Source organism: Saprospiraceae bacterium (genome assembly GCA_016717265.1).
Lineage (GTDB): Bacteria > Bacteroidota > Bacteroidia > Chitinophagales > Saprospiraceae > Vicinibacter.
In genome coordinates this window covers 2,808,583-2,832,805 of the sequence record JADKFX010000001.1, presented here as the reverse complement: position 1 = coordinate 2,832,805, position 24,223 = coordinate 2,808,583, and the positions used below count along the sequence as shown (strand labels likewise).

Sequence of the window (24,223 nt, the reverse complement as noted above, 5' to 3'; positions counted from 1 at the left end):
GTATTGCAAATATACTAGAATTCCAAAAATGAATTTAATTAATTAAATAATTTTTAATAGCTACCCCAATATCTTCGAAGAAACCATTCTATGGCAAGGCAAAGAAAGACTATAAAAAACAACCATTTTTGATTTATTAGAGGATTAATTTCCAAATTTTGTGAAATGATAGATTTGGCCTGTTGGTTCGATAAGAGATTGTTTGTTAATTGGTCTATTTGTGAAGGGTAGTAGGTTTGTCCGGCAGACTTGGTAGCAAGAACTCTTAATAAGTCAAAATCTGCAACCCGATTATTGGTTTCTAGATCTAGCGCTTGTATAGAAAATTTACCATTAACTGTAAATTCTTTCTTATTCCATTCGAGTTTTGCGAGATAAGAATAGTCTCCTTTTGGTAAAGAACCCGCATTTAAATTGTAATAATTTTCAAGTTTTGAAAAACTAAATTCATATTTTAAGGATTCTGGACCTATAATTTCAAGTTTTGCATCCGGTGTATTTATTCTTTCAAAATTATCATTATAGAATTCTGCATTGAAACTTATAGCTTCCCCTTCATTAAATATTCTTTTATTTTGATTAACTCTAAATTTACGTAAATCTTCTTGGGTACTTGTAAACTGTACCGTTTTATTTACGAGTTCAAAAAAGGTGTTAAAAGAATTCAAATTTGCAAATTCATTCAGCTTCCATTTCCAGATTCCTTCACCTAATATATAGGATATTCTATGTCCAGATTTGGCGGAACAAATCCATAGTGGATAATTTGTTTCTACATTTCCAATTTTTTGAAAGAACAAAACAGAAGCAGTCGGATCTAATTTATAGTTTCCAAATAAGCAATTTAACGGTGGAAATTTTGGAATATAACTTTGTCCTTGGTCACTTATCGTAAATTCGCCAAAGCCGGGTCGGTATACAGGTGTGCTTTCGTTAAATGATTTATTGGATCCTGTTATTTGTACGATATCTTGATTGCTATTAAACGCATTTATGTCAGTTTGTTGACCGACAATATAGACTAAAGGAGTTTTGTTTAGTTTGGCTTGTGCAATGAAGTTTGAACCAAGTCCAGATGCACCGGGTAATTGATGCATTAAGATCAAACTATATTTAGCGAGACTTGGAATTGGTTCAGATGCTAATTTAATTTCAATGTCGTAATTTTTATTGTTTGAAAGTGCTTCCTTGATTGCTGCTATATCGGGATGTGGAGAATTGATAAGTACTAATAATTTCTTTTTTGAGTCCAGTACTTCGATATAAAACTCTCTGGTATTATTTTTTATGCTGCTTTCTTGAGGAAGTATAGTACATGTTATTCGATACCTGAAAATGCCTGCTTGTGCAGTCGGCACAATGAATTCTTTGGTATAAAAGAATTTCTTTTGCCCGATTGTAAAGATATCGGATTGTAAATTTAACCAATTTCCATTTTGAAATATCTGTAGTTGAATGTTTGATTTTTCATTTTGAAGATTCCAGCTTTGTATATCAGCCTGAACTGCAAATTTATCACCTGCATAAATAATTTCATTATGAAATAAATTTGAAATGAATAAATCGCGCTCTTGAAGTGTGTCTCCAAATAAAATTGGGTAAACGGGAATTTGTTTTAAAATGGACTGATAGGAAGGATTTTTACCAGAATTATAAATGCCATCTGTTGCGAGTATTACAGCTTTTACATTTTGTAAATCTAATTGATTAGATATGTATTCAAAAACTGAATTAATGTTAGTTGAACGTCCATTATAGATATCATTTTTATTAGATTGAGTTTGATCTGAAAATTCCAAATGAGCAATTTCATATTTTTCAGATAATACTTCTTTTGCGAGTTCTCTTTGTTTGATATATTCTTTTAAAAAGCTTGAATCTTTGCTAATGATGGAGCTACTTACATCTTGTGCAAAAACTAAAATTGGTTTTTGAATAGTTTGTTTAAAATATTTATAAAGAGGGTTTAATAATAATAATAGAATTAATAATACGGACACAACCCGGAGAATACTGAGTAGGAGCTTTTGTCCGAATGTCCGATCCGAGAGTTGACTGGTTTTGTAATACAGTGCTAAACCTGCAATAAGGGCTATGATAAGGCATAAACCTATAGTCCAAACCGGGTATTGAAAACTAAATTGACCCATATTCCGTTTTATAAGTGCGCAAAGATCAACAATTTGAAATGTACAATGGTAAAATAACCAAAATTTAACCTTAATTGTTCGATAGTCAATGGTTTTTGTATAAATTTAAAATATATTTGTAGTATAAAATTAGGTTCATATGGCTAAATATTTTGTGATTATTTTCATGCTATTTTTTACTATCCATGCTTCATTTGCATCTTATGTATTGATTCCTATGGACTTAAAACAAAGTAATCATTTAAAAGCATACGGTATTGCATATTGGATAATTGATCAAAAGATAGAGGTCTATTGGTTGTTGAATTATCGGGGCGGAAGTTTTGTTTTTGTGAATACGAAAGTCTTTGAAAAAGAATGTATTACCCGCGGTGTATCCTATGAAATCATTTCAGAATCTGAATTTTTAAGAATTAAAACAGAAATCGGTAATCCGGAAATTAATGAGGAAGTGATTAAATTAGAAAAAGCTCCTAAAATGGCAGTTTATACTCCAGAATTTAATGAAAAAGGAGAGCGAATTCAACCTTGGGACGATGCTGTAACATTGGCTTTAACATATGCGGAAATCCCATTTGATAAAATTTATGACCGTGAAATTATTCATGATCTTTTACCTAAATATGACTGGTTGCACCTTCATCATGAAGATTTTACAGGTCAGTATGGTAGGTTTTATTCTGGTTATCATACCCAATCTTGGTATATCGAAAATCAAAAACGAGCGGAAAACCTTAGTAAGGAATTAGGATTCTCTAAAGTTTCGCAATGTAAGTTAGCAGTTGCGAAGAAAATCAAAGAATACGTAGCCGGTGGTGGATTTATGTTTGCTATGTGTTCGGCAACGGATTCTTATGATATTGCATTATCTGCAGATGGATTAGATATATGTGCTGTTTATTACGATAATGATGGTTCAGATCCAAATGCTAGTTCTAAATTAGATTTTTCTAAAACTTTAGCTTTTAAAGATTATACTCTAAAGGATAATCCAATAGAATATGAATTTTCAACAATTGATAATACCTATGACCGGCAAATTAGTGCCGAAAATGATTATTTTAATTTATTTGATTTTTCTGCTAAATGGGATCCAGTTCCTACCATGTTAACACAAAATCATACGCGTACGATTAAAGGTTTTATGGGTCAAACCACTGGTTTTAAAAAGAATTTAATCAAAACGGATGTTCTTGTATTGGGGGATACAAAATCTGCAGACGAGGTCCGCTATATTCATGGAAGTTTTGGATTCGGTACCTGGACATTCTACGGAGGTCACGATCCCGAAGATTATCAGCATCGGGTAGGCGATCCTCCTACGGATTTAAATTTACACCCTAACTCGCCAGGTTATCGGTTAATATTAAATAATGTTTTATTTCCAGCAGCCAAAAAGAAAGAGCGTAAGACTTAGATTTTCTTTTATTATTATATTTGAATTTCAACAATTTATCAAGGAATTTAAAATTAATTATAGAGAATCTCATTGCTTATTAAGAGTAAAAACAGTACCAATTAAAATCACTTTCTATTTGGTTTATAGTAGTTTAACTTTACAAATTATGGATCGTTGTTTTAACTAGATAATACAAAAATAAAATGAAATCAAAAGTTGCTGGAATGGGTTATTATGTGCCCGAAAATGTAATCAGAAATGAAGATCTTGAAAAATTAATGGATACTACAGATGCATGGATTCAGGAGCGAACTGGTATAAAGGAAAGACGCTATGGAACCGCGCATGTTGAAACTACTTCAACAATGGGCGCAAAAGCTGCAGAAATTGCAATTCAAAGAGCTGGAATTAATAAAGAGGATATCGATTTTATAATTTTTGCTACATTAAGTCCGGATTATTTTTTTCCAGGTTGTGGAGTTTTACTTCAGCGGGAATTGAAAATGACAAAGCAAGAAGCGCCAGCCTTGGATGTACGGAATCAATGTAGCGGCTTTTTGTATGGTTTATCAATTGCAGATCAATTTATTAAAACAGGACAATATAAAAATATTTTATTGGTAGGTGCTGAGATGCATTCGATGGGTCTGGATTTTACCACCCGAGGCAGAAATGTATCCGTAATTTTTGGTGATGGTGCTGGAGCATTTGTTATTCAACCAACAGAAAATGAAGAAGAAGGAATTATTAATACTGTATTGCATTCAGATGGTACATATGCAGAAGAATTAGCTTCCTTAAATCCAGGGAGTCACGGTGGTCATCATCTTGGCAAAGAACAATTTGGTTATCCTGAACAAAAATATGGTGGGATTTTCTTAACACAAAAAATGTGGGATGATCAATTGATTTTTCCCAATATGAATGGACCCCTTGTTTTTAAAACAGCCGTAATTAAATTTCAGGAAGTTATTCAAGAAGCTTTGCAGAAAGCAGGATTAACTTCAAAAGATATTAATATGTTGATTCCGCATCAGGCAAATTTGCGGATCAGCCAGTTTATACAACAGAAATTGGAATTACGCGATGATCAGGTTTGGAATAATATTCAGAAGTATGGCAATACAACTGCAGCAACCATACCAATTGCAGTTTGCGAAGCCTGGGAAGCGGGTAAAATTAATAAAGGTGATTTGATCTGTCTTGCTGCATTTGGAAGCGGATTTACATGGGGTAGTGCTTTGATTAAATGGTAATCAAAATATTTATAGAATGATTAGAAACTTACTTAGAATGCCAACTCAAGTGGACATCCTTGCGATTGGAGTGCATCCAGATGATATTGAATTGTCTTGTAGTGGAACCCTCTTAAATCATATACAGAAAGGATATTCTATAGGTTTATTAGATCTAACTTTGGGTGAATTGGGCACTAGAGGAAGTGCTTCGTTGAGAACGGAAGAAGCGTTTCAGGCTGCCCAGAAGTTATCCGCTAATTTTAGAGTTCAATTAGATTTAGAAGATGGTTTTTTTAATTGGAACAAAGAATCTATTCTAAAAATTATTCAAGTAATCAGAGCTGCAAAGCCTCGAATAATTTTTGCAAATGCTATTTCAGACCGACATCCGGATCATGGACGTGCTGCGAAATTAGTGTCGGATGCAATATTTTATGCAGGACTCGAAAAAATTATCACCATCGATCAGCATGGTAAAAACCAAATAAAGTGGAGGCCAAAACATGTATTGCACTACGTTCAGGATCATCAATTAGAAGCTGATATCATTTGTGATATTTCATCGGTAATGAATGAAAAACTTGAAATCATACAGTGTTTTAAATCGCAGTTTTATGATCCTAATTCAACAGAACCCGTTTCGCCAATATCTGGAAAAGATTTTTTCGATGTAATTAAAGCTAAGAATAAAACCTATGGGCGAAGCATGAATGTAGAATATGCAGAAGCATTTAATTTTAATGGCCCTATTCCTTTAAATAATTTAATTGAAAGTTTAATCTAATGTATTAATTATGCTTTTGAAATGAATTAAATCAGAGGAATACTCCAATTTATTTGTATAATCCAGGGAGCCTAATCTAAATTTAATAGGATATTTCTTTTTTGAATTTAATTGATCTTCCAATCTGCAAAACAATGGTTTTGTGTTTTGGCAATTTATAGTTAAAGAAGGAATAGCTGGAATTTTTGAAATTGAAATAGCTATATTAGGATAAGTATTTAGTGTAGGGTTATATTGACAAATTACAAAAAGAGGAATCAAAGATAATAAGCTAGTTAAAAATAAATTTTGAAACCATTTATAAATTGCAGTTCCAAAAAGCAACCAAAGTATTCCTTTTATTAGAAAAAACAAGAATCCTGCGATTCCTATTCTTTTCAACCAATTATTGTATTTTTCATTCATATGCTATGTTTGAATCACACCTGGATTAAAGTCTTCGATTTTTTGAAATTTTGATACTTCGATACACATAAGGATCCAGTTTCTGGTTTGTATTGGATCAATAATTGCATCCACCCAGAGTCTTGCTGCTGCATAATATGCCGTTGTTTGTTTTTGATACTTTGCATTAATCTGATCAAATAATTTTTTCTCTTCTTCAGGTTCTGGTGCTTTTCCTTTTGATTTTAAGGATTGAATTTGAATTTGAGTCAATACTTTTGCAGCCTGAGCTCCGCCCATTACTGCAATCTTAGCAGTAGGCCATGCTGCGATAAACCTTGGATCATAGGCTTTTCCACACATAGCATAATTGCCTGCCCCATAGGAGTTACCTATAATTATTGAAAACTTTGGAACTGTTGAATTTGCTACTGCATTCACCATTTTTGCTCCATCTTTAATAATGCCACCATGTTCAGATCTGGTTCCAACCATAAACCCAGTTACATCGTGTAAAAATAATAACGGAATTTTCTTTTGATTACAATTTAGTATAAATCGAGTTGCTTTATCTGCAGAATCTGAATAGATAACTCCGCCCATTTGCATTTCTCCTTTTCCCGATTTTATAATTCTTCTGTCATTTGCAACAATTCCAATTGCATATCCTCCAATTCTAGCATAAGCACAAAGTATGGTTTTTCCATAGTCCTCTTTATAATACACGATTGAATCATCGTCTACAATACAGTCAAGTATCCTTCCCATATCATATGGCTTCACGGCTTCTGATGGAAAATAACCTATGATTTTTTCGGTCGGTATTTTCGGTTCTTTTGATTCAATCTGATCTAAATTTGATTTTGCGTGATTATTTATTTTATCAACTAATTTTTTAATAGTATCCAGACAATGTTTATCATCTTTCATTTTGTAATCTGTTACTCCAGAAATTTCGCAATGTGTGGTAGCACCCCCTAAGGATTCTATATCCACATCTTCACCTATAGCTGCTTTTACCAGATAAGGACCCGCCAAGAATATGGAACCTGTTTTTTCAACTATCAAAGCTTCATCAGACATAATTGGCAAATAAGCACCACCTGCTACACAGCTTCCCATAACAGCAGCAATCTGTGGGATTCCTTTTGACGATAATACTGCATTGTTTCTAAAAATTCGACCAAAATGTTCTTTGTCTGGAAAAATTTCATCCTGCATTGGTAGAAATACACCTGCACTGTCAACTAGGTAGATAATTGGTATATGATTTTCTAATGCTATTTCCTGAGCGCGTAAATTTTTCTTACCGGTGATAGGAAACCATGCACCAGCTTTTACCGTTGCGTCATTTGCAACAACGATGCATAGTTTTGATTGAATATATCCAATCACTACAATTACACCACCCGCTGGACAACCGCCATACTCTTCATACATTTCATATCCTGCAAATGCACCAAGTTCAAATTGTGGTTTCTGGTCATCCAATAGATATTGAATTCTTTCTCTTGCTGTTAATTTTCCTTCCGAACGTTGGTTTTCTAGTTTTTTTAGGCCACCACCTAATTCGATGGTGTCAATCTCTTTGCGCAATTTAGAAAGATACAATTTCATTGCATCTTCATTTTGATTGAATACCAGGTCAAATGATTGATTCATAAAATATTAATAAGCAGTGACTTAAATTAAGGTAAAGAATTTAAAAAGCCGACAAAGTACTTAATTCTTATTGAATCGATAGGGAAAACGACCCTTGTATTTTTCATAAAACCCATTCAGCAATACATTTTTATCCGTCTCTTTCAAATATTTTATGAAGTCATCAGAATTTTGAACCTTTTTTCCATTTACTGAAGTAATGATATAATTTGGTGCCATATTCGTGCTTTCAATAATACTACCTTGATAAATACTAAGAACTTTTACGCCAGATTCTTTAAAAAGTGCTTTTTCTATATCTGTTAAATCTCGTACTTCAAAACCCAAGTCTAATAAGATTGGATCTCGTCGAGCACTAATTAATGAGGTAGTGTTAGCTTGATTTTTTAAAATAGCCTCTGTTTCAATTTGTTTTTTGTTTCTCCAATATTTAATTTCTATTTTAGAACCGGGCCTTAGTCTTCCAATGATCTCTTGTAATTCTGGTACAGAATGAATTCTTCTGCTATTTATTTCAAGAATAATGTCTTCTGGTTGTAAACCTGCAAGATCGGCAGCGCCATCTTTTGTAGTATTACTAATAAATACACCGGCAACTGAAGTTAGTCCATACAACTTAGCTCGCTCGTCATTTATTTCTTCGATGACGACACCTAAAAGGCCTCGCTGAACGGTGCCAAAATTTTTAATATCGGTGATCACTTTTTTCACAAGATTCGATGGAATTGAAAAAGAATAACCCTCATATCGCCCAGTCTGGCTCATGATAGCTGTATTTATACCAATCAATTCTCCTGTCATATTTACCAAAGCGCCACCGCTATTTCCTGGATTTACAGCTGCATCCGTTTGGATGAAGGATTCAATTCTATATTGTTGATTATTGAGAATATTAATATTGCGGGCTTTGGCAGAAATAATTCCGGCGGTAACAGTAGATTGAAGTCTAAGCGGGTTACCAACAGCAAGCACCCATTCGCCAATTAAACTAGAATCCGAATTTCCAAATTCTAAATAAGGTAAACTAACTGCTTCAATTTTAAGAACTGCTAAATCTGTAGTAGGATCTGTACCGATAAGGGTTGCAACGAATTCTCGATTATCATTGAGCAACACTTGGATTTTATCAGCGGATTCTACAACATGATTATTTGTTACAATGTATCCATCTTCAGAAACTAATACGCCTGAACCAGTTGCAATTCCTCTGTTCGGAATTGAAAAAATGGATTCCTGATCTTCCATGATGGATTCGATAAAAACGACTGCCGGTGTACTTTTAGAAGCGGCAAACACAAAATTTCCAGAATTTTGAGGTGAAAAAGTGGCCCATGTTGAAAGCATTTTTTGGGAATTGCTTTGTGGGTCATAATTCACCTGATGTAGTAACCTGGATTCAACAGTATTCGACTGATTTGACTTATATAAAAGATTGAAAACCAACCAACTGGTAAAAATGCTTGTGATTATGCAAATACCAATAATTAAAAACGGAATGTTCTTTGAGCTCATTATTAAATATTATAAATATCTTTAATATATAAATATAAACAAAAATTGTGCCTTAATCATTACTATTGCTAAACTTGTAGTATGAAACGAAAAATTCCATTTGAAAAATATGAAGCATCCGGAAATGATTTTGTAATTCTTGATTTTTTTGAATTTGAATTGATTGACTTAAAAAACCGGGACTTAATACAAAAAATATGTGATCGACATTTTGGTGTTGGCGCTGATGGATTGATTGCATTATGTTCTGAAGAAGGCTTTGATTTTCACATGAAATACTTTAATAGTGACGGCCAAGCTTCCAGTTTTTGTGGAAATGGGAGTCGGGCTGCAATTCGGTACATGATGCATAAACAAGCGAAATTTAGTTTTAGTTTTATTGCAACGGATGGAATCCATGCAGGTTTTATAGAAGAAGAATTGGTTTCAGTAAAAATGAGAGATATTCCGACATTTGTTAAAACAACTTATGGCTCATTGATAGAAAGCGGTTCGCCTCATTTAATTGTGGAAGTAGAAGATCCATTTAAATTTCCAGTCAATGAAGAAGGCCGACTATTAAGACATAAATTTGATCCGGAAGGAGTAAATGTAAATTTCATAAAATGTTCAGGATCAAAATTGGAAATTGCAACGTATGAACGTGGTGTAGAATGGGAAACACTGGCATGCGGTACCGGGGTAACGGCAAGTGCTTATTATAAATGTTTTAAAGATGGATTATCTGGAGAACAAGTAGTTCCTGTAAAAGCAAAAGGTGGTGAACTAGAAGTTAAAATGACATTGAATGGATCTTCAGCTACAGAAATTTGGCTAAAGGGAGAAGCGAATAAGGTATTCAGTGGTTTTTACGATTTATTCTAATGCTTCAATTTCAAGTGCCAACAATGCCGTTTGAAGTTCAGATTTTGAATGTAAATCATTAACAACGAGGGCTTTATTAATTCCTGTTTGATATATGGTTTTGGCCTCGTCAATTTGACCCAAGTGTTCTAATAATTTGCCATAATGGTAATACACACCTATATAATTTGCATCTATTTGTAATATCAATTGATAATTTTTTGAAGCCTCTATCCAATTCAATTCTTTTTCAAATTCTTTGGCTAAAGCATAATGTAGAAACACTTGTTCAGGTTCATTTTCAATCATTTGAAGCAATTGATCCTTTCGTGAAATCGGGTTCATAATTGTTGAATTATATGATGAATGCAAATTATATATCTTTGCGAATAAATTTGATTAGAAAATGAAATTATTGGTGTGTATCAGTAAAACTCCGGATACAACTTCAAAAATAAGTTTTGATTCACAAGGAAAGCGATTTATTGAAGAAGGGGTGCAATATATTTTAAATCCTTATGATGAATGGTATTCATTAGTACGTGGTATTGAATTAAAAGAGAAATTTGGAGGCCAGGTAGATGTGATTCACGTTGGACTTGCCAGTTCAGACATATTAATTCGGAAAGCCTTAGCAATTGGTGCAGATGCTGCGTTTCGAGTGGATGCGGACCCTGAGAACTCAGATGATGTGGCATTCCAAATTTCAAATTTCGCAAAAGACAAATCTTACGATATCATATTTGTCGGTAAGGAAACAATTGATCATAATAGTTCTGAGGTTGGTAGTAGATTAGCCCAATATTTGGATCTTCCATTTGTTTCATATTGTAATAGTTTAAGTATTGAGTTACCAAATGCTAGCTGTAGTTGTGAAATCGAAGGTGGAATTGAATTGGTAGAATTAAAAATTCCATTCGTATTGTCTGCTGCAAAAGGACTTGCAGAGCAACGGATCCCAAATATGAAAGGTATCATAGATGCTAAGAAAAAGCCGTTGGAAGTGATTAATAAAGTATCTGTTGAACATTTGGTTGAATTGGTTGAGTTTGAGTTGCCAGTCGCAAAATCTGGTGTTCAGATGATCAATCCAAATGATATCGATACCATGGTAGGCATTTTTAAAAGTGAATTAAAAATTATTTGAAAAATTTAAAGAATGATCTTAGTAATTCTAGATAAAGCAGAGAACCATGTTAAAAAAGCTTCTTTAGAAGCAATTTCATATGCAGCTTCCTTAGGTGAAAAATCTGGTCAAAAGGTGTGTGGTATAATTGCTGAGGGAGTTTCAAATTTGGGAGATCTTAACAAGTATGGTATGAGCGAAGTGTACGAATTTAAATCCCCATCGTACATAGATACTCAACAATGGACTGAAATCATATCTCAAGCATATCATTTGTTAAATCCTGATTACATTATTTTAAGTAATAATAGTTTAGGTAAATCAATTTCGGGTAGACTCGCTGTTAAATTAAATTTAGCATTGATTAGCAATGTCATCGGGCTTAAGAAAAATGTTGAAGATGTGGTAATTCAAAAAAGTGTTTTTTCCGGAAAAGCTTCAGCCTGGTATCGTTTAAAAAATGCTAAAGGAATCCTTGCTTTAATGCCAAATGGCTATGGTTTGCATGAACAAAAGGGTAGTGATACTAAAATTTTAAATTTAGATATAAATATTCCGGATTCAAAAATAGTTTTAAAGGATCGGGTACTAATTAAAGGAAAAACTCCCTTGTCAGAGGCTGATATTGTTGTTTCGGCAGGGCGAGGAATGAAAGATCCTTCCAACTGGAATTTAATAGAAGAACTTGCGGATTTGGTAAATGCAACAACTGCATGTTCTCGTCCTGTAGCAGATTCAGGATGGAGGCCACATCATGAACATGTTGGACAAACAGGAATTGCAATTCGCCCTAATGTTTATATTGCTATTGGAATTTCAGGAGCTATTCAACATCTAGCTGGTGTTAATAATTCGAAGAAGATTTTCGTTATTAATAAAGATCCGGAAGCACCTTTTTTCAAGGCAGCTGATTACGGAGTATGTGGTGATTTATTTGAAATATTACCGAAATTGAACGAAGCTTTAAGAAAAGCTAAATGATAAGAATACATGTCAAACCAAGATCATAAGGTTGTTGAATTAGAAATTATTGCGCTTTCACACAGTGTCACCCAATCGCAAAACTATGCGGTAGTGCTTGGTGAGTTGGAAGGGAATAGAAGATTGCCCATAGTTATTGGCGGTTATGAAGCTCAAGCTATTGCCGTTGTATTGGAGAGAATGACTCCCAATAGACCATTAACACATGATTTGTTTAAGAATGCTTTATCCTCTTTTGGAATTGAGGTTAAAGAAATTGTAATAAATGATTTATTAGATGGTATTTTTTATTCTCAATTAATCTGTGAAAAAGAAGGTGAAATAATTAAGATTGATTCCAGAACCTCAGATGCTCTTGCGCTAGCAGTTCGTTTTAGTTGCCCTGTATATACATATGAATTTATTATGGAAGCAGCCGGTGTTGTTTTGGAGGAAGCGGAGGAAGATATCAAAAAGCAGATTATTAAAAAAGAGAAGCCTCAAAAAGCTTATAGTAGTTATAGTACAGAAGAGCTTCAAAAATTATTAGAAAAGGTTTTAGAAGAAGAAAACTATGAAAAGGCAGCTCATATTCGGGATGAATTAAATAAACGCAAATAAACTATTTCGAATTAATAGACGATTTTATTTTTTAAAACATCCTCCACTTCAAATAGCATTTCTTTTGTAAAATCAAGATGTGTAACAAATCGAATCGATTGATTTCCAAAAGCTGAAGCATTAATTCCAAAAACCATCAATTGTTTTAAAAAGTTTTCTGGCGTAATTTCATTCGTCAAATCGAATATCACAATATTAGTATATACTTTTCGAATCCTATCGACATACGTTAATTTCGATAAGCATTGTTCAAGTTGCGCTGCATGATCATGATCAGTCTGAAGTCTTCCCAAATGGTGATCTAAAGCATATAGACCAGCTGCAGCGAGAATTCCTGCTTGACGCATACCACCACCCATTACTTTCCTGATTTTTCTACATTTTTGGATCCATTCCCGCGAACCAATTAATACTGAGCCCACAGGGGCTCCTAATCCTTTTGAAAGACAAATAGAAATAGAATCAAAAAAGTTACCGATATCGGAAGGTGAATAATTTGCAGCAAGAATTGCATTGAAAATCCTTGCGCCATCTAAATGTAACTTTAGATTTCGTTTACGACATATTGCAGAAATTTCATGAATTTCATTCAGACTGTAATAATTGCCACCCGATCTATTTCCTGTATTTTCTATTACAACAAGTTTCGTATTTGGTAACCAATCTTGATCTGGTTTAATAGCCTTTTCAATTAATGCACCCGACAATTTTCCAAAATCTCCAACTAATGGGTTAATTGATATTCCACTATGAAAAGCATATCCCGAAACTTCATATTGAAACACATGGCTATTGATATCACAAATTAACTCATCCAAAGGATTGGTATGTCCCTTAATGGCTATTTGATTTGCCATGGTTCCGGAAGGACAAAATAAACCGGCTTCTTGATTAAACATATTGGCAAGTCTGTTTTCAAGTTCAGATACTGTTGGATCTTCTTTAAAAACATCATCGCCTAATTTTGCTTGAACCATAAATTCCAACATATTTTTTGTTGGAAGCGTAACCGTATCACTAATTAAATTTATCCTGTGTTTATGCATTCTAAATGTAAAATAAATACATTTCTGTCAGATCCTTAATTAGAGCGATTTAAATTCTTTGCCAGAACCTGAATTTATTTTATATCCAATTAAATTTGAATACGTTGAACCTATTATAGTGAAAAAATCAACTAGCTCAACATCAGACTTATAATGAAAATAATAAAAATTAAAGGAGTTACCAACAATTCCTGGATTGTCACTTAATATGATCGAATAATTATTCTGAACGGTTAAGTAAGAATAATATCCTGGTTCTAAGCGATTGGTTGAGCAATCAAACTCAATGTCTTTTCGAAAATTATTTAAAAGCGTTTCCGAAGTTGGATCCGTTGATTTTGGATAAGCATATCCCCAGATTATGTTCTTAGGCAATCTTTTGGTTTCATCAAATTTTTTTGTAAGACCTGTTCCGTGAATCAATTCAAGGCGATAGGATTTAGGATGAATATAAACCCTCATGTTGATCGTTGAAGCATTCCCTAAGCTAATTATTACGTCTAAGCTATCTTTAATGTCAGGTAATGGAATAATTGACTTTAGATAATTTTTTCGATGGGTGCAAAGATTGGCTTTATAAGAATCAAGTATTTGAATTCTGAATTGAGAACTATCAACTCGACTATTATAAATCATGGTATCTTCAGGGCAATAATTGTTTACAAGAGATGCAAATTCTAGATTCAAAATCCGATTACCTTCAATTTGAATTTGTTCTTGTAATGCAACGGTAAACTCTGAAGGAATTTTAATAAAATTTTCTTCCGGCTTGGAACAAGCTCCTAAAATGAAGAGAAAAACAATAAATTTTAAGTATCTCATAAGCTGCTCAAAAATAAGCCTTCAAATAATAAACGTTTAAGTTCTCAATAGGCTGCTTGATGATTAATTTATTTTATACCTAATATTATAGTGTGAATTTAGATAAAAAACATTTTAGACTTATAAATTTGTTGATAATTCATAATTTAATATATACAATTGAACATAATGACAAATATAAGTTAATTTGTTAATTTGATTATATTATTCTTTAAAAACTTAAAAAGAAGTCTGCTTCTAGGTAATTTCGCGCAGATTTAGGAAATTCATGAAGAACATTAGGAATTTTTGTGTTATTGCTCACATTGATCATGGGAAAAGTACGCTTTCAGACCGTTTATTAGAATTTACTAAAACCATTTCTGAGCGAGATATGCAACATCAAGCATTGGATGACATGGATTTAGAAAGAGAGCGGGGGATTACTATTAAAGCACATGCTATTCAATTAAATTATTTGCATTCAGATGGGGAGCAATATATTTTTAATTTGATTGATACTCCAGGGCATGTTGATTTTTCTTATGAAGTATCAAGATCAATAGCTGCTTGTGAAGGAGCATTATTAATTGTAGATGCCACACAAGGTATTCAGGCACAAACAATTTCTAATTTATATTTGGCAATAGAACATAATCTTGAGATTATTCCGATTCTTAATAAAATTGATATGGATAGTGCAATGATTGATCAAGTAAGTGATCAGATCATTGATTTAATTGGTTGCGACAGAGAAGATATAGTTCTTGCTAGTGGTAAAACAGGTCAAGGGGTTCAAGATATTATGAATGCAATAGTGAGTCGAATACATGCACCTAAGGGAGACCCAAATGGCCCTTTACAAGCGTTAATATTTGATTCTGTTTATAATAGTTTTAGAGGCATTATTATTTATTTTAGAATTTTGAACGGTCAAATGAAAAAAGGCGACCGGGTTCGATTTTTCAATTTGGGCAAGGAATATGATGCTGAGGAGCTTGGAATTTTGAAGATGACGTTGGTTGCTAAGCCCGAAATTGGTTGTGGGAATGTTGGTTATGTAATTACTGGAATTAAAGATGCAAAAGAAGTAAAAGTTGGAGAGACTATTACATTGGCTTCAAATCCCTGTTCTGAAGGAATTAAAGGTTTTGAAGAAGTTAAGCCAATGGTTTTTGCTGGGATTTATCCGGTAGAAAATGAATATTTTGAAGACTTAAGAGATAGTTTGGAGAAACTGCAATTAAATGATTCATCTTTAGTGTATGAGCCGGAGACTTCAATTGCTTTAGGATTTGGTTTTCGTTGTGGATTTTTAGGAATGTTGCATCTGGAAATTATTCAAGAGCGATTGTCTCGAGAGTTTAATCAAGAAGTAATTACAACAGTGCCAAACGTATCTTATAAAGCACTCACTACTAGAAATGAATTATTAACGATTAATACTCCAAATGACTTACCTGAGCCAAATTATTTGGAATATGTCGAAGAACCTTATATTTCTGCACAAATTATTACGAAGCCAGATTATATTGGCACGATCATTAAATTATGTATGGATAAGAGAGGTACTATGACAAAACAACATTATCTAACTACAGATAGGGTAGAACTAATGTTTGAAATGCCACTCGCTGAAATTGTATTTGACTTTTATGATCGTTTAAAATCATTGACAAGAGGTTATGCTTCCTTTGATTACCACCCAATTGATTATCGGAAATCGGATTTGATTAAATTAGATATAAAATTAAATGGCGATAATGTAGATGCTCTGACTGCTTTAGTACATCGATCAAAGGCAGAATCTGTTGGTCGCAGAATGTGTTCCAAACTTAAAGAGATTTTGCCGAAACATCAGTTTGTTATCGCAATTCAAGCGGCCATTGGTGGTAAGATTATTGCAAGAGAAACGATATCTGCGATGCGGAAAGATGTAACTGCCAAATGTTATGGCGGTGATATTTCTAGGAAGCGAAAACTTTTAGAAAAACAAAAAGAAGGGAAGAAGAAAATGCGACAAATTGGGTCAATAGATGTACCCCAAAAAGCCTTCCTGGATGTCTTAAAGTTAGATGAATAAAGTATTCCTTTCGATAATTTCTAAATTTTCATGATTCTTCTGCACAAAACTTGGTTTTTATCAGCACATACTAAAAAGTAAATCCCACTTTTTAAATTACTAAGATTAAGGACGGAGGTGTTTAAAAAGACACCATTTGTTATCAGCTCTCCGGAAGCATTAAACAATTTGTATTTTAATTCAAACTTAGAATTTGAAATGATTGATAATTCATTTTCAAATGGATTTGGGACTAATTTTATGTCAATCGATTCATTATTTTCAGTGCTCGTAATAAGTTTGATAGTATAAGGTCCGAAAGTGAATACACAAGATGCTTTATAAGCTTTCAATTCATATATTCCTTCCGCTAAATTTAATCCTGTACTATTTATATAGCCTTTTGTAAATGCATCAAAAATAGCAATTGAATCTGCTCCAGGAATAGTTGCTAATATGGAACCGTCTTTTTTATTTATGTCCGACTCATCTGTAACCAGTACTGCATCCAATGTAAGGATTGGTCCAGGATAATCAATATTGATTTTATAGTCAATTGAACACCCAGAATTTTCAACTACTTTAAATTTTAATGAATCTGTATTAAATGTTTGAAGCGTTATTAAAGTATCCTTTACAAATTCAATCGTATCGTTATTATAAATAAAATCATACAGCTTTCCTTGAGAATGCATTAATTGTACAACATGATAGGAAGTGTCGCCAGTACAATAGTTAAAATAGAAGGTATCGATTGTAAATGTTAGTGGTTGTACAATATCAACTTTAAAAGAATCTAAAATTTCGTTATTTGAACCATCTTTGGCACTAAATATAAAAACGGATCTACCGACAGGAAAAATGGTTCCTGGATCCGGGCCAGAAAGTTTTTTAAATTCAGAAATACTGCAATTGTCGCTCGCATTTATTTGTGGCACTTGTATATTACACGCATAAAAAATAGTATCATTCCATCTATGTATAATTGGTTTGATGGTATCGAGAATTTCAATTTCTACGGATGCTGTTGATTTATTTCCATTTGCATCTGTAGATTGCAAGATAAAATTTCGCTTTCCAATTTGGGCACATTTAAAGGTATCGATATTAATAATCAATTTAGGATTAGGATCACAATTGTCTTTATTTATTGTAAAGTATTCTGAAATTGATGGAAGCGCAATTCCGGTTATACCTAAATAAGCTTTTGCATTTTTTGAAATAAGTTGAGGTGCTATGCTATCTTTTGATTGTAATTCATAGCTGCGAATGGTATTGCAATTTTTAGCATCTGTAATAGTGACTTTGTAGTTGCCAACTTTTTTATTTGAAATTTGAGAGGAAGTATCATTTGTACTCCATTTGAATTTATATGGCGGATTTCCTCCTGCAACACCTAGTTTTATTAAGCCATTAGAATCTGAAGGACAAATTGGGTTTTGAAAAGTTATAGTATTTACTGAAAATGTATCCGGTTCGGTGATGACAAAGGTACTACTTGTATTACATCCATTTGCATCGGATACTGTAACGCTATATAATCCTGCACTGAGATTCGAAGAAGATCCATTTGAATAAATATAATTATAAGGTGCCGTTCCTCCAAGTGCCGTGGTGGTTACCGAACCATCGCGACCACCGGGGCAAGATACTTGTTTATTAATTTTAACATCGTGTTGTAATAATCCTGGCTGGGTAATAATTGTACTTGCTGTAGCTGTTGAACCCATATTGTCTGTGACCGTTACTGTCTGCGATCCAAAACTTAGCATATCCGCTTTATTGCTTGTTTGTCCATTAGACCAAATATAAGAATAAGGTGGGAAGCCTCCAGTGGCTGTAACGGTTGCTTCTCCATCACTCCCACCAAAACAGGATATATTTTTTTTCTGAGTAATAGAAGCACCAAGTGGATTGCCTCCGCCCATCATTGTTCCGCTTTTACTTGAATTGATAGATCGGTCGCCTGATGAACTTCCATTGCCATTGGCCATATTGGAACTAAAATATAAGGTAATAACACTCCCTGATGGACCATTTGGTGAAGTCCATTTAAAATCCCACGAAACAGAATTTCCTGTATATGCTTTGGCGCCTCTTTGATCTATGTATTCTCTGGAACCTGAAGTAGTCGTTCCTGTTTGTCCGCTTACATTTATTAAGTCACCTGAATTTTGATTTGCAGCATTTACTGCAACCAATTGAAAACCTCCAACTATTGGAGTTCCTGATGTTGCGGAAGCTGTAAGTGTAATATCATAAGTGGTATTTGGCAATATAGTAGATGGGAAACCTGAAATATCAACTACGCCGTCAAATGAGCCGCCTCCATGACAACTGCCACAAGTACTATTAAAAGGTGCACCTGTGTATCCATCTGGAGGGTTTCCAGAATTTCCTAAAAACAGAATGAAACAAAAGAATATAAACGGTATTATATATTTTAATTGGTAAAATTGCATAATTGAAGTAGTTTATTCTATGGACAATATTACAAAATAAAAGTAGAATGATAAAAACTTTAACGTATTCAATCCAATTATTAAAATTGAATAAGGTTTAAAATTTTCTTTGCAAGCGTCCTATTTATCAAATAAGGAATTAACAAAAGCTATTTTATTAAATATTTGCAATTGTTCTATTTGTTCTCCAACGCCTATATATTTAATGGGTATTTTAAATTGATCAGAAATTCCTAATGCGACACCTCCTTTAGCCGTTCCATCCAATTTTGTTAGTACCAGACCAGTTACTTGAGAAGTTGCTGTAAAGTGTTTGCATTGTTCGAGTGCATTTTGCCCGGTAGTTGCATCAAGTACTAATAAGACCTCATGGGGAGCTCCTGGTAAAGATTTTGCAATGGAACGATTAATTTTAGCGAGTTCGCCCATTAAATTTAATTTAGTATGAAGCCTACCAGCAGTATCTATAATAACAACATCAATTTTATTTTTAATTGCAAATTGCACGGCTTCATAAGCCACTGCAGAAGGATCTGCTCCCATACCTTTTGTAAAAAATTGACAACCAACTCGTTCAGACCAAATGTGAAGTTGGTCTTCCGCTGCTGCGCGAAAGGTATCACCAGCAGCGATTAATACATTTTTTCCTCGTTGCTTAAATTGGTAAGCAAGTTTCCCTATGGTGGTTGTTTTTCCAACCCCATTCACACCTACTACAAGTATAATATATGGGCTTACCGGTCCGGTATCAAAATCTTCTAAATCCAGTGTATTGTTTTCAGCTAATAATTTAGAAATTTCATCACGGAGTAGACTGTTTAATTGATCTAATCCTAAATATTTGTCTTCAAGTACCCGTTTTTGAATACGTTGAATAATTTTAATAGTAGTGTCGAGGCCAACGTCAGAGCTGATTAATATTTGTTCAAGATCATCTAAAAAAGCTTCATCTATTTGGCTTTTTCCAACAACAGCTTTTGCTATCTTGTCAAAGAATCCATCTTTGGTTTTGCTTAATCCTTGATTTAAATCTTTCTCTTTTTCCTTGCTAAAAAAACGATCAAAAAATCCCATATAGAATATGTATTAAATAAAAAAGAAGCCCCAAAGTCTGGAGCTTCCTTATAATTTTAAATCTTATATCGTATGAATTATTTAGACTGTTCGAAAAAGTCCTTGACTTTATCTTTATGTATAATCAATTCCTTGTAGGTATATTTACCAGTAACCGGATCTTTAATAGACTTAATCACTTTTACATGATCCCTTCCGGACCCTGCATTTGCAGCTCTTTGAGCAACCCGTGCGTTTTTTGATACTTTAGCCATTACTATTTAATTTCTTTGTGAACAGTGTATTTTTTAAGTATAGGGTTATACTTTTTTATTTCCAATCTATCTGGAGTATTCTTTCGGTTTTTCTCCGTTACATATCTCGAAGTGCCCGGCAAGCCACTTGTTTTATGTTCTGTACATTCCAAAATTATTTGTTGTCTGTTGCCTTTTGATTTCTTAGCCATACAATGTTAGTTAGTGTGTTTTTTAGCTAATTTTTTGATAAATGCGTATAAACCTAATTTATCAATGGTGCGCAATGCTTTAGCTGTTACTTTTAAATCAACCCATTCTTTTGTTTCAGGAATAAAAAATGATTTTTTTTGAAGATTTGGGTTAAATCTTCTACGTGTTTTTCTATTCGAGTGGGAAACGTTATTGCCATACATTGGCTTCGTTCCGGTTAAATCGCATACTTTAGACATATCTGGATAAACTTATGTTTTTTCAATTGTGACTCCGTAAGGATTCAAACCTTAAACCTCCTGATCCGTAGTCAGGTGCTCTATTCAGTTGAGCTACGGAGCCCTTTTAAAAATAGACGGCAAAATTACAGAAATATTTGAGAATAAAAAGGATATTATATTTTTATTAGGCTTTCACCCCATTTTAGATCTAATCCTTCGATATAAACATGATAAACACCGGGTGGCCAAGAATTTATATCAATTAAAAAATAATAATCTTCATCTGGGGTATACTTTATTTCTTGCTTCTGAATAAATTGACCTAAGTTATTGTAAATGAATAAGTTATATTTTCCAAATTGCTCCGGTGTGAATTTCAATTTTACAGGACCTGATCCAAAATTATTATATAAGACGACCGGTCGCTTATCTGTTATACTGTCTTGGCAATAATTATTTAGACAAACTAAAGCTTTATAAATATTTAATCGGTTTCCAGATTTAGTTACATCTTTTAAACTTGACAAAGGATCTCCACAATTAAGAAGTATGTCGTGCAATACAGATACTGCAGACTGTGGCTTTGTTTTATTTAAAGTGGTCAGTTTTGGACAAAATTGATATAATAAAGAGATGGCACCAGCCACATGTGGACTCGAAAAGGAACACCCTGATTCCTCCCGGATATTTCCGGAAATATCTAACATCGGAATACCCTCCCCACAAGCACCTAAATCAACATTAACTTTGCTATATCCTGCATCTGTAACTTTCTGATCAGAACGGTTTGTGTTGGTAACAACGATTAATGAAGAACTAGGGCATAAACCAGGGACATCACCTACAATATCAATATTTTCATTCTCATTTATAGTGGCTACTGCATTTAAGATTCCAACATTCCCTAAACTATCATACGCTTGACAAACTAATGGTAAATCATCGGGAAATGCATCAAAACCGGCGGATAGATTAGAACTTACAATAAATGCACCTTTGTTGCCTCCAGAATTTAAATAATCCCGTTTCATTTTAACAAAATAATGATAACATTTTACTAATTCATCAGATGAATTTGCAGAGCATAATAAGATTTTAATATTTTGATTTGTTCCACTAATACCAACTCTATTATTTCCTTTTGCACCGATTACAGAAATCACTTCTGTGCCATGAGTATCTCCTTGATGGTTATCTCCTTCAGAACTAATTTTAGCATTTAAACCGTAGTAATCATCACGGTACCCATTCAAATCGTCATCTTTCCCATTATCAGGTATTTCTAGTCGATTTGCATAAATATTTGGAATCATGTCAGTAAGCCAATAGCTAAATCCATTATCAATTGCACCTACCACTATGGTATCCCCAAAAGGGCTTAAGCCAGATGTAGCATAGCACCAGATTTCGTCAAATTTCATAAGCTCCATATTGTATTGAGCCAAATATGCAGAGTCATTTGGATTGCAACCTCGTTGTTTGAAATTTACAACAGCTTGAAAATTTAAAATATCTGGATGCTTTTTTAAATACTGACTTTCTTCTTCTGGATTCAAGTCATCATAAAAGCTAATGGATAATATGTTTTGATAACTATTTAAATACTCAATATTTTTTATAACCGAATTTCTACTGGATGTATTTGACTCCTTGAATGAAGTTACACCTGGTTTAAGGGAAACGGTATATCGATGGGCTAAAATGGAATTTTGACTATAAAGGCTATTTGTTAGAAAAGTCAAAATTATTAAGTAAAAATTGAACTTCATAGATTGTTATTTAAACTTTGTTTCAAGGCATTAAGATAATCAAAACTCCGAATTGTATAAGTGCCATACCACGAAAACATTCGCCCATCCACAAGGGTACTTTTAATTGGCAAAAATTCAATTTGATGATGATGCTTAAATGGGTATGGTTCCGAAGATAGAAAGATAGCATCAGGATTCCTAAATTGAATATCATTCAAGTTTATCTGTGGATATCTTTGGTATTCTGAAAAAATATTAACGAAACCTGCTTGCAAAAGCATATAATGAATAAATGTATCCCTTCCGACAGTCATATAAGGTGCTCTCCAAATTAAGTATACTATATTAAATTTATGCGGAAATAACGCATTTGATTTAAATAAATTATATCGATCTTTAATATTTTGAATCCATTGATTCGCAATATTCGACATACCAGTTAAAATTCCAAGTTCTGCCATCATTTGATACATGCTATCTAAATCAAAAATATCAGAAAGATAGACTACCGAATCTTTTGATAAAGCTTCAACATCAGTCTTATTGTTTTCTTCTTTATTTGCAATAATTAAATCTGGTTTCAACAGGCGTATTTTATCGAGGTCAGGATTTTTGGTTCCTCCAATCCGTATCGTAGTAGAATTGAATTGTTCTGGAATTTCACAAAATTTTGTTACCGCGATTAAGTTTGATGCTAATTTGTAATCATATAAGAGCCAGGTAATGGAAGGTACTAGACTAATAATTCTTTTAAAATGGAAACTTGGGTTGAATGAGTCTATTTTGCCTTGAATTAGAATCATAATTAATTTAAACTGACCAAAATAATTCTATTTTTATACAATGCAAGACGTGTTATTTTATCAATATTTAAAGGCAATAAATCTACCAAAACGTGCCAACCTTGCGGTCTATTCAAACGCAATAATTTACTTCCAGATGCACAAATTACTTGGTTGTATTCATCCAGAACAAAGTCTTCAGTTCCTTTAGGCATCGTCGCTAAAAGATTTGATTTTTCCGTTAAGATATTATAAGATTTAAGTTGCCAAAGTTCATCCGTTATTTTATGGACAAAAATAATTTCACGACCATTCATAATTTCAAAGCAGCGGCCAATAGAAGAAGCAAATATTTTCTTCGTTGACCGATCTTCATTGCAAATTCCTAAAATATGCGGTTGATCAACAAGGTAGCATGCCCATTCTTTATCTTTTATATGTCTGTAATAACCTATTTTGCCTTTATTTTTAAAAATATACTTATCAATATTTCCAGTTTCCAAATTCATTTGTATTAAATCTTGTTTACTGGTATCATCGCGAGGAACCTGAACACATGTAAACGAATTTAAAAGAGCGCTTGAACATCTCGGAGAATATTCACTAGCGCTACTTTTAGTAAGATTAGAGTATGATTTTTTCTGTAAATCAAATTTGTAAATCTCTGTATTATCGGAAGTCTTTAATTTAATACTTGCAAGCATTAAATCCTCATTTACTAAAAAAGGTTGGTTATTATACGAAGCTGGATTAAAGTTTGAAAGGAATTCCACTTTTCTAATAATCCAATTAGAATCCTTTGAATTTTCAATTTGCAAACTGAATAAAGAAGTATTCGGTAATTGTGCAATTAAAACTTGAGATAGTATAACACACCATAAGACATTTAGAAATTTCAA

The 24,223-nt window shown here is 33.2% G+C and carries 23 protein-coding genes and 1 tRNA gene; 8 read left to right on the top strand and 16 right to left on the bottom strand.

Features of this window, described 5'->3' with window-relative positions; all coding sequences use genetic code 11:
* Window positions 1-53 precede the first annotated feature (53 nt).
* Complete coding sequence (locus IPO86_11145; protein ID MBK9728665.1) at window positions 54-2,150, bottom strand: hypothetical protein; 2,097 nt, start codon at window positions 2,148-2,150, stop codon at window positions 54-56.
* A 139-nt stretch (window positions 2,151-2,289) separates the two neighbouring features.
* On the opposite strand from IPO86_11145, the gene IPO86_11140 reads away from it, so the two are divergent.
* From IPO86_11140 to bshB1, 3 genes are all read left to right on the top strand, one after another.
* Window positions 2,290-3,567, top strand: coding sequence for an asparagine synthetase B (locus IPO86_11140; GenBank protein ID MBK9728664.1), 1,278 nt, complete (start codon window positions 2,290-2,292; stop codon window positions 3,565-3,567).
* Window positions 3,568-3,752: 185 nt separating this feature from the next.
* Complete coding sequence (locus tag IPO86_11135; protein ID MBK9728663.1) at window positions 3,753-4,805, top strand: ketoacyl-ACP synthase III; 1,053 nt, start codon at window positions 3,753-3,755, stop codon at window positions 4,803-4,805.
* Window positions 4,806-4,842: 37 nt separating this feature from the next.
* Window positions 4,843-5,571 (top strand): bacillithiol biosynthesis deacetylase BshB1, encoded by a 729-nt coding sequence (gene bshB1 / locus IPO86_11130; GenBank protein ID MBK9728662.1) that lies wholly within the window; start codon window positions 4,843-4,845, stop codon window positions 5,569-5,571.
* Here bshB1 and IPO86_11125 read toward each other — a convergent pair.
* Genes IPO86_11125 through IPO86_11115 form a run of 3 tightly spaced genes read right to left on the bottom strand, consistent with a single transcriptional unit; the run spans window position 5,563 to window position 9,129 of the window.
* Complete coding sequence (locus IPO86_11125; GenBank protein MBK9728661.1) at window positions 5,563-5,976, bottom strand: hypothetical protein; 414 nt, start codon at window positions 5,974-5,976, stop codon at window positions 5,563-5,565. The two genes, bshB1 and IPO86_11125, sit on opposite strands and share 9 nt — an antisense overlap.
* A 3-nt stretch (window positions 5,977-5,979) precedes the next feature.
* Complete coding sequence (locus IPO86_11120) at window positions 5,980-7,617, bottom strand: acyl-CoA carboxylase subunit beta (GenBank protein ID MBK9728660.1); 1,638 nt, start codon at window positions 7,615-7,617, stop codon at window positions 5,980-5,982.
* A gap of 60 nt (window positions 7,618-7,677) precedes the next feature.
* Window positions 7,678-9,129, bottom strand: a complete 1,452-nt coding sequence (locus tag IPO86_11115; GenBank protein MBK9728659.1) for a trypsin-like peptidase domain-containing protein — start codon at window positions 9,127-9,129, stop codon at window positions 7,678-7,680.
* Window positions 9,130-9,210: 81 nt separating this feature from the next.
* On the opposite strand from IPO86_11115, the gene dapF reads away from it, so the two are divergent.
* Window positions 9,211-9,993, top strand: a complete 783-nt coding sequence (dapF, locus tag IPO86_11110; protein ID MBK9728658.1) for a diaminopimelate epimerase — start codon at window positions 9,211-9,213, stop codon at window positions 9,991-9,993.
* Here dapF and IPO86_11105 read toward each other — a convergent pair.
* Window positions 9,985-10,215 (bottom strand): hypothetical protein, encoded by a 231-nt coding sequence (locus IPO86_11105; protein MBK9728657.1) that lies wholly within the window; start codon window positions 10,213-10,215, stop codon window positions 9,985-9,987. The genes dapF and IPO86_11105 overlap by 9 nt on opposite strands.
* A 163-nt stretch (window positions 10,216-10,378) precedes the next feature.
* Here IPO86_11105 and IPO86_11100 point away from each other — a divergent pair, with 163 nt between their 5' ends.
* Genes IPO86_11100 through IPO86_11090 form a run of 3 tightly spaced genes read left to right on the top strand, consistent with a single transcriptional unit; the run spans window position 10,379 to window position 12,679 of the window.
* Window positions 10,379-11,119 carry an electron transfer flavoprotein subunit beta/FixA family protein gene (locus IPO86_11100; GenBank protein ID MBK9728656.1) on the top strand — a complete coding sequence of 247 codons (741 nt, stop codon included), beginning with the start codon at window positions 10,379-10,381 and terminating at the stop codon, window positions 11,117-11,119.
* Between the two features lie 12 nt (window positions 11,120-11,131).
* The gene (locus tag IPO86_11095) at window positions 11,132-12,079 is read left to right on the top strand and encodes an electron transfer flavoprotein subunit alpha/FixB family protein (GenBank protein ID MBK9728655.1); all 948 of its coding nucleotides are present in this window, start codon (window positions 11,132-11,134) and stop codon (window positions 12,077-12,079) included.
* A 9-nt stretch (window positions 12,080-12,088) separates the two neighbouring features.
* Window positions 12,089-12,679, top strand: coding sequence for a bifunctional nuclease family protein (locus tag IPO86_11090; GenBank protein MBK9728654.1), 591 nt, complete (start codon window positions 12,089-12,091; stop codon window positions 12,677-12,679).
* A gap of 11 nt (window positions 12,680-12,690) precedes the next feature.
* Here IPO86_11090 and IPO86_11085 read toward each other — a convergent pair whose 3' ends face one another.
* Together IPO86_11085 and IPO86_11080 are read right to left on the bottom strand one after the other, a co-directional pair.
* Entirely contained in the window at window positions 12,691-13,725 is a 1,035-nt protein-coding gene (locus IPO86_11085) for a PLP-dependent transferase (GenBank protein MBK9728653.1), read from the bottom strand.
* 39 nt (window positions 13,726-13,764) lie between these two features.
* Window positions 13,765-14,547 carry a hypothetical protein gene (locus tag IPO86_11080; protein ID MBK9728652.1) on the bottom strand — a complete coding sequence of 261 codons (783 nt, stop codon included), beginning with the start codon at window positions 14,545-14,547 and terminating at the stop codon, window positions 13,765-13,767.
* 268 nt (window positions 14,548-14,815) lie between these two features.
* Between IPO86_11080 and lepA the strand changes: the two genes are divergently transcribed.
* On the top strand, window positions 14,816-16,609 hold the full coding sequence (gene lepA, locus IPO86_11075; protein ID MBK9728651.1) for an elongation factor 4: 1,794 nt from the start codon (window positions 14,816-14,818) through the stop codon (window positions 16,607-16,609).
* A 20-nt stretch (window positions 16,610-16,629) separates the two neighbouring features.
* On the opposite strand, the gene IPO86_11070 is transcribed toward lepA, so the two are convergent.
* The 9 genes from IPO86_11070 to IPO86_11030 all read right to left on the bottom strand — a co-directional run bounded on the left by IPO86_11070 (window position 16,630) and on the right by IPO86_11030 (window position 24,223).
* Entirely contained in the window at window positions 16,630-19,050 is a 2,421-nt protein-coding gene (locus IPO86_11070) for a T9SS type A sorting domain-containing protein (GenBank protein MBK9728650.1), read from the bottom strand.
* 120 nt (window positions 19,051-19,170) lie between these two features.
* The gene (gene ftsY, locus IPO86_11065) at window positions 19,171-20,124 is read right to left on the bottom strand and encodes a signal recognition particle-docking protein FtsY (GenBank protein MBK9728649.1); all 954 of its coding nucleotides are present in this window, start codon (window positions 20,122-20,124) and stop codon (window positions 19,171-19,173) included.
* A 77-nt stretch (window positions 20,125-20,201) separates the two neighbouring features.
* Window positions 20,202-20,378 (bottom strand): DUF4295 family protein, encoded by a 177-nt coding sequence (locus IPO86_11060; protein ID MBK9728648.1) that lies wholly within the window; start codon window positions 20,376-20,378, stop codon window positions 20,202-20,204.
* 2 nt (window positions 20,379-20,380) lie between these two features.
* Window positions 20,381-20,569: a 50S ribosomal protein L33 gene (gene rpmG / locus IPO86_11055; protein ID MBK9728647.1), complete on the bottom strand. Its 189-nt coding sequence runs from the start codon at window positions 20,567-20,569 to the stop codon at window positions 20,381-20,383.
* Between the two features lie 6 nt (window positions 20,570-20,575).
* Complete coding sequence (rpmB, locus tag IPO86_11050) at window positions 20,576-20,809, bottom strand: 50S ribosomal protein L28 (GenBank protein ID MBK9728646.1); 234 nt, start codon at window positions 20,807-20,809, stop codon at window positions 20,576-20,578.
* A 29-nt stretch (window positions 20,810-20,838) separates the two neighbouring features.
* Window positions 20,839-20,912 (bottom strand) — tRNA-Arg (locus IPO86_11045).
* Window positions 20,913-20,964: 52 nt separating this feature from the next.
* On the bottom strand, window positions 20,965-22,560 hold the full coding sequence (locus IPO86_11040; GenBank protein MBK9728645.1) for a S8 family serine peptidase: 1,596 nt from the start codon (window positions 22,558-22,560) through the stop codon (window positions 20,965-20,967).
* Window positions 22,557-23,345 (bottom strand): ABC transporter substrate-binding protein, encoded by a 789-nt coding sequence (locus tag IPO86_11035; protein ID MBK9728644.1) that lies wholly within the window; start codon window positions 23,343-23,345, stop codon window positions 22,557-22,559. The genes IPO86_11040 and IPO86_11035 overlap by 4 nt, the downstream gene beginning before the upstream one ends.
* Window positions 23,346-23,347: 2 nt before the next feature.
* Window positions 23,348-24,223: a hypothetical protein gene (locus IPO86_11030; protein MBK9728643.1), complete on the bottom strand. Its 876-nt coding sequence runs from the start codon at window positions 24,221-24,223 to the stop codon at window positions 23,348-23,350.